Origin of the sequence: Petrotoga miotherma DSM 10691, from assembly GCF_002895605.1 — a bacterium.
Taxonomy (GTDB): Bacteria; Thermotogota; Thermotogae; order Petrotogales; family Petrotogaceae; genus Petrotoga; species Petrotoga miotherma.
Window position 1 is genome coordinate 84,206 of the sequence record NZ_AZRM01000023.1, and the last position, 9,603, is coordinate 93,808.

10 protein-coding genes and 1 tRNA gene are annotated in these 9,603 nt (G+C 38.6%); 7 read left to right on the top strand and 4 right to left on the bottom strand.

Going from position 1 to position 9,603, the window contains the following annotated elements:
* Positions 1 to 87: 87 nt before the first annotated feature.
* From X928_RS04770 to X928_RS04780, 3 genes are all read right to left on the bottom strand, one after another.
* Entirely contained in the window at positions 88 to 297 is a 210-nt protein-coding gene (locus tag X928_RS04770) for a DUF2922 domain-containing protein (RefSeq protein ID WP_012209090.1), read from the bottom strand.
* Positions 298 to 314: 17 nt separating this feature from the next.
* Positions 315 to 515 carry a hypothetical protein gene (locus tag X928_RS04775; RefSeq protein ID WP_103078725.1) on the bottom strand — a complete coding sequence of 67 codons (201 nt, stop codon included), beginning with the start codon at positions 513 to 515 and terminating at the stop codon, positions 315 to 317.
* A 93-nt stretch (positions 516 to 608) separates the two neighbouring features.
* Positions 609 to 815 (bottom strand): hypothetical protein, encoded by a 207-nt coding sequence (locus X928_RS04780; protein ID WP_012209088.1) that lies wholly within the window; start codon positions 813 to 815, stop codon positions 609 to 611.
* A gap of 859 nt (positions 816 to 1,674) precedes the next feature.
* Here X928_RS04780 and X928_RS04785 point away from each other — a divergent pair.
* From X928_RS04785 to X928_RS04800, 4 genes are all read left to right on the top strand, one after another.
* Entirely contained in the window at positions 1,675 to 2,115 is a 441-nt protein-coding gene (locus X928_RS04785) for a helix-turn-helix domain-containing protein (protein ID WP_146026634.1), read from the top strand.
* Positions 2,099 to 2,791, top strand: a complete 693-nt coding sequence (locus X928_RS04790) for a P-loop NTPase family protein (protein WP_103078727.1) — start codon at positions 2,099 to 2,101, stop codon at positions 2,789 to 2,791. Before X928_RS04785 ends, X928_RS04790 begins: the two co-directional genes overlap by 17 nt.
* Entirely contained in the window at positions 2,775 to 6,224 is a 3,450-nt protein-coding gene (locus X928_RS04795) for an Eco57I restriction-modification methylase domain-containing protein (protein WP_103078728.1), read from the top strand. The genes X928_RS04790 and X928_RS04795 overlap by 17 nt, the downstream gene beginning before the upstream one ends.
* Positions 6,225 to 6,621: 397 nt before the next feature.
* Entirely contained in the window at positions 6,622 to 7,905 is a 1,284-nt protein-coding gene (locus tag X928_RS04800) for an alkaline phosphatase (protein ID WP_169926309.1), read from the top strand.
* Positions 7,906 to 7,932: 27 nt separating this feature from the next.
* Here X928_RS04800 and X928_RS10060 read toward each other — a convergent pair whose 3' ends face one another.
* Positions 7,933 to 8,103: a hypothetical protein gene (locus X928_RS10060; protein WP_169926310.1), complete on the bottom strand. Its 171-nt coding sequence runs from the start codon at positions 8,101 to 8,103 to the stop codon at positions 7,933 to 7,935.
* A 124-nt stretch (positions 8,104 to 8,227) separates the two neighbouring features.
* Here X928_RS10060 and X928_RS04805 point away from each other — a divergent pair.
* The 3 genes from X928_RS04805 to X928_RS04810 all read left to right on the top strand — a co-directional run bounded on the left by X928_RS04805 (position 8,228) and on the right by X928_RS04810 (position 9,492).
* Positions 8,228 to 8,304: transfer RNA gene (locus X928_RS04805), tRNA-Ile, on the top strand.
* A 409-nt stretch (positions 8,305 to 8,713) separates the two neighbouring features.
* On the top strand, positions 8,714 to 8,911 hold the full coding sequence (locus tag X928_RS10240) for a hypothetical protein (RefSeq protein ID WP_245857179.1): 198 nt from the start codon (positions 8,714 to 8,716) through the stop codon (positions 8,909 to 8,911).
* Positions 8,902 to 9,492, top strand: a complete 591-nt coding sequence (locus X928_RS04810) for an RpnC/YadD family protein (RefSeq protein WP_245857180.1) — start codon at positions 8,902 to 8,904, stop codon at positions 9,490 to 9,492. Before X928_RS10240 ends, X928_RS04810 begins: the two co-directional genes overlap by 10 nt.
* Positions 9,493 to 9,603: the final 111 nt, after the last annotated feature.

The following is a 9,603-nucleotide window of genomic DNA, read 5'->3' on the forward strand; positions in this document are numbered from 1 at the left end:
ACCGCCCCTTTTGGAAGTATATTATACGTGCGTATACTAATATATCAAAAAAACTCATGCCCCGTCAAGAGGCATGAGTGTGTTTCTTTATTGAATGAGGTTGAATACTTCATTTGTCGTTGTTTCAACGATTTCTGCTTCGTCTACTTGTGCGGTTGTTGGTACTAATACGCCTATCAAGCTTTGCATTATTGGTTCTATTTCTGCTTGCGTTAGTGTTTCTAATACTCCGTCTACTGATAGGGTTTTGCTTTTTCCTTCTGCTGAGTCATAGAATTTCATTCTTAATCTTCTCATTCGCTATTTCCTCCTTTTTAGATTATTTCGTAGCTTTCGTTGAAGTAATAAACCGCGTTGGTGTTTTCACAGAGTGAGACTAATCCTTGTAAGGCGGTTTTTATGTCTGCTTCTACGTCTGTGAATAAGTCATAGCTTTTATACTTTTTTTCTTCTTTTCCGTCTACTATGCTTATCCATACTATCTTTGCTTTTCTTGATTCTAAGTTCATTGCCATATGTTACCACCTCCTGTGTGTTTGTGCTTCCTTAGACCCCTTCTGGGGCGTTTCCTGTTTTGTTTTGCCTTACTTCCCCGGGGAGAAATCATTTTATGCTTTTTCTGGTTTTGGAAATAGTAACGCTACTACTCCGTCAATGAGTATGGAGATTATTAGATCCATGATCGGAGAGTATTTGCCGATGGATTTGAGGAATTCTCTTACTGCGTTTAGAACGATTTCTTTTTTCTTTTTGCCGTTGCCAGGTACTTCCACCATTTTTACAAGGTCAGGTATTAGTCCTACTATTTCTTTCATTTTCTCACCTCCACTAATAGTATCCGTAAGAATACTTAAATTGTGGTAAATAATTGTTTACTATTATATCTATTCCCGCCCACCGCCCCTTGTGGAAGGGACTTCGCCCCTTCTGATCTCTGTTGAAAGGCCTGAGAGGCCTTTGTGGATTAAGGGACTTCGTCCCTTTTCGATCCCTTTTTTTTAAAACTTGAGGGAAGTTAAAGGACCGCGTCCTTTGTGATCTTGCTGAAGGCTTTGCCTTTAAGATTTATTATCTATTCCCGCCCGCCGCCCCTTATAAGGATTTCTTCTTTTTTTTGATTCTGTCGCCCATTATGTTGCCCACCGCCCTTTAAGGATTTCATTTTTTATTAGGATCGCCAACTCTTAGTGGGTTAATTTTTGGGACAGGTGGGTCAAAAATTGGGACAGTTTTGGGTCAAAATTTGACCCAGTTGTGGGTCAATTTTTGGGACACCCTATAAGGTTTTATGTTATTAATATAAATATATAAAAATATATAATATATTTTTTTTCATTTTGTAGGGAGAAATAAAAAGCGGATATTTATAGGGTTGCACCCTTTGTGATCCTGCTAAAGGCTGGGCAGCCTTAAAGGCTTTAGAGTTTTTTTTAAAATATTTTTATTAATCTATTCCCGCCCACCGCCCCTTAAGGATTTTTTTTTAGATTTTTTGCAGATATTACTATTGGGAAGGAAAAATTTTTAGAATGCTGAGGTGATTTTGTGAATGTTTTTAATCTTTTGAACAATTTTTTTAGAGAAGATGCGAGGGAGAAGGTTTCTTCTTCTGCCACAAAGCTTTATTTCTTTTTGATTTATGAGGCTAATAAGAGTTATTGGGAGGGACCTTTGATGCTTTCTGTTAGAAGGCTTTCTTCACTTCTTTCTTTTAGCAAGAATACCGTTTCTAAGTCTTTGAGCGAACTTGAGGATAGGGGATTGATTATTTGCTATCCGCAAAAAGGGAACAGCCTTACGGCAAAGAAGGATGACGGCCTCACGGCAAATGAGGAAAATAGCTTCACGGTGAACAAGAGAGACAGCCTTACAGCGAGCAGGAAAGACAGTCTCGCCGCGGCAAACAATGAAGGTGGACTTTTGGTGAACAAGGAAGACAGCCTCACGGCAGATGTGGAGGGTAAAGGGGCTAGTTCTAGTGCTTTTTGGTTTGCTGATTTGCAATTAAGAGAGACGGCCTCATGGCAAACAAGGGGAACAGCCTCGCAGGAAATGAGGAAGGGGAAAAAAGAGGTTTGCGATAAGGGAGAGAGCAAATATGCCAAATTCTTCTGAGAAGCGTTGTTTTTGTAAGGATCCTTGGAATTGCCCAACACATGGGATTTTAGGCAATAATTATATGTGTTCGATATACATGAATTATTTGAATGGGAGTAGGAATTACAGGGATATTTCTCCAAAGATTTACCTTGATGCGTCGTTTGATAATTTTCTTGCATTGAATGAGTATTTGAAGAATGGTTTAACGAAGTGCCGTTATTTCGTTGAGGAGAAGTTGTGGGAAAAGGGTGTTGGTTTGATACTGTACGGAGGGTACGGTACAGGGAAGAGTAGGCTAGGGTTTACTGTGTTGAAAGAGGCGGCTGTTATCGGTTGTAGTATTGGTGTTTTGGATGTATTGAGGGATTTTGAGAATTTTGAGGGTGCTGATGTCGCTATTAAGAGAGCTCTTGAATCTGATTTGATTTTTATAGACGATCTTGGTGCCAAAGGGTATGATTGGATTGGGCAGAAGATAAGAATTGTTATAGACGAGGTGAATAGAAACCAAAAAAGCGTTATAATTTCTACGAACTTGAATCCAAAAGAGCTGGTTAATTTTTTAGACGATAGAACCGTTTCAAGGTTGATAGAGATCGTTCCAAAAGAAGGTTTGATTTATTTGGGCGAAGAGGATTTTAGGGTGAAAAAGAGAGAAGAGAAGGTGGCTTATTTTGAACAGATCCGTTAAGAAAATGTCTTTGGAGCTTAAGAGCATCCTGCAAAAAGAGGTCATAAATGAGGAAGACAGCCTCAAGCGCCCCGAAGGGGGTTCAAGGAAAGACAGCCTTGCCGCAGATGAGGAGAGAGTTTTGTTGGATGTTTTTTTGAGTTTTATTATTCTAAGAGTATTACAAGCAAAGAGAAACAGCCTTACGGCAAATAAGGAAGGCAGCCTCAAACGCCCCGAAGAGGGTTCAAGGAAAGACAGCCTTACGGCAAATATGGAGGGAGATTTACAACTTTTTGGAAAGAGTGGTTCAGATTCGAATCTTTTAGATGATTATCTTTCTGGGGTGCAATTTCTGAATAGAAATTTTGATTGTTGTTATTTAGTCGATGATATTAAAAGCAGAATTACTTGCCAAACGATAGAAAAAGTCAGAGATTTGTTTCAGAGTGTGAAAGATGAAGATTGGAAGAAAGAGGAGATTATTTCTTGGTCTTACGAGTATTTCAATGAAGACAACCTCAAGCGCCCCAAAGGAGGTTCAAGCAAAGACAGCCTCACGGCGAGTAAGGATTTAAAGGGTAAAAATGGTGTTATTTCACAGTTTTATACACCAAAATGGATAGTTGATTATTTGGTGGAAAATACGTTGGGGAAGTATTACGGAAGAAACGGCCTCACGGCAAATGAGGAGAGCAGCCTTAAGCGCCCCGAAGTGGGTTCAAGGAAAAACGGCCTCACGGCACACAAGGAAGACAGCCTCACGGCAGGTGATGAGAAGGGTTTGGACATTGAGGATGTTAAGATTATTGACCCCGCTTGTGGATGTGGGAACTTTGTTATAGGGGTTTACGATAAGTTGAGAGAGATGTATCAAAATAAAGGTTACGATGATGCTTTGATTCCAAAACTTATAATTACTAAGAATTTATACGGTATAGATATCGATGAGAACGCTGTTGAAATTACAAATTTGTTGTTGAGATTGAAGGCTTTGGAGGATGGAGCTTATGAGAAGTTTGAAACAAACATAGTAGCTGTTCCGAAAGAAAACAGCCTCACGGCACATAAGGAAAACAGCCTCACGGCAAATGAGGAAGGGCAGAATGAGTATTTGAAGAAGTTTGAAAAGATTGGGAGCTTAATGAGAAGAGAGGATGTTTTAAGTTTAAGGGAAACAGCCTCACGGCAAATAAAGGAAACAGGTATAAACGATGATCGATTGAAGAAAGCTTTGGATATTCTTTCTTTGAAATACGATATTGTTTTGACTAACCCTCCTTATTTGGATTCTTCTGATTATGATTTTGAATTGAAGAGGTACATAAACGAGGATTATAGTGAGTTTAAAAAAAATCTGTACGCCTGCTTTATTAAAAAGAGTTGCGAATTGGTGAAGATGGATGGATTTGTTGGTATGATTACCCCTCAAACCTTTATGTTTATTGGGAGCTATGAGAAGACAAGACGATTCATATTAGATAACTTTCAGATAGAGAGATTGGTTCATTTTGGCCTTGGAGGGGTGTTTGATAACGCTTTAGTGGACACAGCGATGTTTGTTTTGAGAAGAGCTGAAGACAGTCTCAAGCGCCCCGAAGGGGGTTCAAGGAAAGCCAGTCTCAAGCGCCCCGAAGGGGGTTCAAGGAAAGACGCCCTCACGGCAGGGAGTAAAAACAGCCTCACGGCAAGTGAGGAGGGGAGTTTGGGTGAATATATAAACTTGACCTCTTTTAACGGGAAAGATTCTAAGAAACGGGCTTTATTTTCTATTTGGAAAGACAGCCTCACGGCAAGTGAGGAAAAGAAGAGAGAGAATTATCTTTCTAAGTATGTTTTTAGGGTTGATAAGAACGTTTTTACCAAGGTTCCGAGGTTTCCTTTCATTTATTGGGTGGATTCAGACGTTGTACGTACCTTTGAAAACGAGCCGTTAGAAAAGTTTGCCGATGCACGACAGGGGATAGCTACTGGGGATAACAACAGGTTTTTGAGGTACTTTTGGGAAGTTAGAAGAGAGGATATTAAAGATGGAAAGAAATGGGTCCCATATGCCAAAGGTGGACCTTACAATAAATGGTATGGTAATTTGTGGTGGGTTATAGCCTTCGATGAAGAGAATTATAATCTATTGTCAAAAATGGGGAACTATCTTCCAAATAGAAAGTACTATTTCAAAAAGGGAATAACTTACACGATGACAACCTCGAAAGGGGCAACTTTTAGATACCTTCCTTCCGGGTTCTTGTTCGATTGTAAGGGTAGTAGTTTGTTTTTTTCAAAAGATGAAGATATCTTTAGGTTTTTGGGCTTACTCAATAGTAGTTTGTTTTCTTACTTGGAGAGTTTTATAGCGGGAAGTGTGGATTTGGAAGTTGGGGATTTGAAAAAGCTTCCCGTTCCACAAGGCTTGTTTGAGGATTCTTCTGAGACTCAGGCGTTAGAAGCACTCGCCAGATTGAACGTGGCGATTAAAAAGCAGAACACCGAGATATATCCAAACGAACTGCATTTCAACGAGGTGAGTATCGATAGTGTTTCTAAGTTTTATGGGTTTATAGAGAGGAAAAACGCTCTTGATACTTATCTGCTTCTTTCTGAAGGGTTGATAGATATACTGGTGATGAAGTTGTACAGTTTGAAAGAGAGAAATTTTGAGGAGATTTATAAGACGGTGGGGATTCCTACAGCCTTTTTTCCTTTTGCCGGCGATAAAGGTGTAAAGGGTTTGCCACCATTGAAAGAACTGTTGAAAAGCCAATATTTGAACGAATTTGGTTTGAAGCAAACTGAACTTGTCAAAATAGAAAAGCTTATTGGAGAATTTTATGATAACAAAATCAAAACATTGAGCCACCTTTTGCCTTTCGATGAAGGTATAACCAATTATCATCGAAGAGAACCTTACGATAATTATGTGGAAAGAAATGCGGAAGAAAGTTCCCAAAATCCTGTTATGGTTTACAACAACATGGGTAGCCAAGAGGAGATTTTAAAAAAGTTGGGGTTTATAACGATAGATAACGGGATCCAAAGGTATCTTTTGAATGAGGATACGGGTTTTATCCCCTTTGGGTTTTCAATCGATGAAGAGAATAGATTGTTATCTACCTTATTCAAGGAGCACTCTGAATTGGAGCGTATTGTGAAGAAAGAGTTGAGGGGTTATGTCTTTAAAGATTACCTAAAACTTCATAAGAAGTTTTATAAAGATAGGCCTATCGTTTGGAAGTTGGGAAATAGAGATAGAGGCTTTTTAGTTCATTATCATAACTTGAACGAAAAAACAAAGAGTAACATCTTGAGCTTTTTGAGAAAGAGGATCAAAGAAACAGCCTTACGGCAAATGAGAAACGAAAACAAAAGTTTAAGGGAGTTAATGAAGATAATAGAGTCGAAGAATTTTGAGTTGAACATAGACGATGGGGTAGCCAAAAATAGTGCAATTTTTTAGTAATTCTTTATATATTTTAAAACCTCCCAAATGTTTTTTGGTTATAATGAGTTTGGTAGTGCGGGCTGCGCTGCGAGGCTATACTCTTTTATCCTCATGATTGTTTAAAGGGTTTAAGGGACCGCAGGTCCTTCCCTATGGGCGGACAGCGTAAAGAAGATTCACCATCCCTTTTCCTTATGGATGTTTGGAGGGTTTAAGGGACCGCAGGTTCTTCCCTATGGGCGGACAGCGTAAAGAAGATTCACCATCCCTTTTCCTTATGGATGTTTGGAGGGTTTAAGGGACCGCCGGTCCCTCTTCCTTACGGGTGGGGAGCGGGGCGAAGGGGCGCTAAAACAGCTTGCAGAGCTTCTAAAGAAGAGAGTAACTAAAAAATCACAGGGAGGTAGAAAGTATGAAAAAGGGTATTTTGTTGGTTATGTTGGTTCTTGTGGTGTCGTTGCTCAGTTTCGCGGGCGATGTGAAAAACGTGATATTTCTCATCGGTGATGGTATGGGTCCAAACGAGATGTTATTAACGAGTTATATAGAGGGTCGTGAGCTTTACATGATGCAAATGCCTTACACTGGTTACGCTATCACTTATTCTGCAAATAGCAACGTTACCGATTCTGCTGCAGCGGGAACTGCTCTTGCTTCAGGTTACAAAACAAACAACGGGTTTATAGGAGTACTTCCAAATGGTGAAATAGTACCAACAATAGCTGAAGTTTTAGCTGAGCAAGGCTACAAAACAGGTGTGGTTGCAACTTCAAGAATAACTCACGCCACACCAGCGGCTTATTATGGTCATGTGCTTAGTAGAAACGATGAAGACAAGCTAGCTGAACAGTTGGTTAATAGTAACCTGACTGTTGCTTTAGGAGGGGGTTGGAGACATTTTGATCCTACACAAAGAGCCGATGGAAAAGATCTTATATCTGTTGCAAAGGAAAATGGTTTCGATTATATAACCACTAAGCAAGAGTTAATGGCTTACTCCGGAGAAAAGGTTTTAGGGTTATTCTCTTCAAGCCATATGAATAGCGTTACTGAAAGAACGCCTGCTGAACCACTTTTACCCGAGATGACCGCCAAAGCCTTAGAAATTTTATCAAAAGGCGATGCTCCTTTCTTTGTGATGATTGAAGGTTCTCAAATCGATTGGGAAGCTCACGATAACGATGTTTTTGGAATTTGGAAAGAAACGGTTGAATTCGATGAAGCTGTGAAGGTCGCTCTAGATTTTGCAAAAGAAAATCCCGATACCTTGGTAATTGTCACTGCTGATCACGAAACCGGAGGTTTGGGTTTGTCATCAGGTGGATACACGATGGATTTGGAAATGGTTAGAAATTATCAAAAAACTACGGATTGGGTTGTAGCTAATTCTCAAGATATGGAAGAGTTAAAGTCCAACGTGAAAGAGTATTATGGTTTTGATTTGTCAGAAGAAGAAGTCGCTTATTTGGAATCTACCGACTACAAAGTACAGGCTTTAGCAGAGATTACAAGCGCAAGAGCAAGTATTGGCTGGACAACACATGATCATACTGGTGCGTTGGTACCTATATTAGCTTATGGACCTGGTGCTGAGGAATTTGTAGGTATTATGGATAACACAGACCTTCCTCGAAAAATAGCTTGTTTGTTGGGGGTTAAGCTTTCTTACCCTTTAGAGAATGTACCGAATAATTAAAATTAAAGGGCTGATTAGATCAGCCCTTTAATTTTTTAATAGCTTGACGACTTCGTTTTCTAAACTTTCGAGATCTATCTTTTCTTCGTTGTCTAAGAGATTGAAGACCGCCTTTAGTACTATAATTCTTGGATATTTTCGTATTAGCGTTTTAACAGGGTCATCTTGACTTTTTATGCTTTCCACGTTGTTGCTCATTTCACTAACTGCTCCTTTAAGAAGTATTTATCCCTCCCAAAACCACACTAACAGATGAAAATTGTCTTTGTTAGAAAAAGTATTGACAAATGTTTTTTTAAATGCTATAATAATCTACGTAAACGGGCTCGTAGCTCAGTTGGTTAGAGCTTCCGGCTCATAACCGGGTGGTCGGTGGTTCGAATCCACCCGAGCCCACCAATAAAAGCCAAGGGTTCCTTGGCTTTTATTTTTTTATACACTTCAATTTTACTATTTTTATCGGCTTTTGTCAACTTTTTTCACAAACCTATCATCAAAAAGAAATGGTATAATTAAATTAACAAAGAAAACACTTCACCAATCTTATAAACAGGCTTCGGGGTGAAGGGACAAAAGAATCTTTTCCTTAGGGGTGGGCAGCGGAGCGAAAGGATGCTAATAAAGATACTTACCCTCACGGGCGGAAGTGTGGTAAAACTTCTTCCTCTTTCCTTATGGGTGGGGAGCGGGGGAAGGGCGCTATAAAACTTATTATACAAAAGTTACGTGAGAAGAAATAACACACCTTCAAAAACATATGGTATAATTAAACTGGACAAACAAAAAATAAACCAAAAAGGAGAAGCTTATGTCTAATCCAATAAAAGATTCCATATTCAAAGAATTATTTGAAGACAGAGCTATATTCTACGACTTCCTAAAAGCCTTTCTACCAAGAGAAATCACACAACAAATAAAAGAAACAGATTTAAAACGTGAACAAACTGAACTAACGGGATGGTCTTTTACGATGGAAAAGCAAAATGGACATCACCAATGGACGTAAAAGAGAAGATAACAAAGATAAAAAACATGGAAGAGTATTTAATAAAAGCTGACTATGAACTAATAAATTTAAGTAATATAAAAGAAGAAACGATAATAAACATGAAGAATGCACTAGGAGTAATCTTATTAACGGACAAACCAAACGTAAAGATAAAAAAAATGGAAGAGTTGCTAAAGATGATAAATGAAGAGATAATATCGAAATTGCCAGAAGGAGAAAAAGAAAAGTTTGATAAACACAGAAACGCATTCTTAGAATTGCTTAGAAAGAGGACAGATTACAAAGAGATAGAAGAAAGGTACAAAGAGCTAGAAGAAATGGAGGTGCCAAAAATGTTTGACACATTAGAAGAGATAGCAAAAAAAGATAGAGAAAAAGCTAAATTGGAAGGTAAAGTAGAAGGGAAACTTGAAGGAGAAAGAGAATTAATCATAGAAATTCTAAATCAAAGGTTTGGAGAAGATTTTGATAAGAGATTAGAAAACAAGATCAGAAAAGCAAACGAAGAAACCATAAACCAAATAAAGAAAAATATTCTTAGTATAACTATAGAAGAACTAAAAGAAACATTGAAGTAGTTGTAGAAGGTAGATTTTTGAGTATTTAAAAGAGATATCACTCCTCTTTTTTGCTTTAGGAGGAGTGATATCTTTTTAGTAATTTTATTAGCGCCCTTCCCCCGCTCCCCA

Coding starts and splice junctions, on each gene's coding strand:
- X928_RS10240 (WP_245857179.1), top strand. CDS start 8,714: ATGTCTAATCCAATAAAAGATTCCATATTCAAAGAATTATTTGAAGAC.
- X928_RS04810 (WP_245857180.1), top strand. CDS start 8,902: ATGGACGTAAAAGAGAAGATAACAAAGATAAAAAACATGGAAGAGTAT.
- X928_RS04770 (WP_012209090.1), bottom strand. CDS start 297: ATGAGAAGATTAAGAATGAAATTCTATGACTCAGCAGAAGGAAAAAGC.
- X928_RS04775 (WP_103078725.1), bottom strand. CDS start 515: ATGGCAATGAACTTAGAATCAAGAAAAGCAAAGATAGTATGGATAAGC.
- X928_RS04780 (WP_012209088.1), bottom strand. CDS start 815: ATGAAAGAAATAGTAGGACTAATACCTGACCTTGTAAAAATGGTGGAA.
- X928_RS04785 (WP_146026634.1), top strand. CDS start 1,675: ATGCTTTCTGTTAGAAGGCTTTCTTCACTTCTTTCTTTTAGCAAGAAT.
- X928_RS10060 (WP_169926310.1), bottom strand. CDS start 8,103: ATGAGCAACAACGTGGAAAGCATAAAAAGTCAAGATGACCCTGTTAAA.
- X928_RS04790 (WP_103078727.1), top strand. CDS start 2,099: ATGCCAAATTCTTCTGAGAAGCGTTGTTTTTGTAAGGATCCTTGGAAT.
- X928_RS04800 (WP_169926309.1), top strand. CDS start 6,622: ATGAAAAAGGGTATTTTGTTGGTTATGTTGGTTCTTGTGGTGTCGTTG.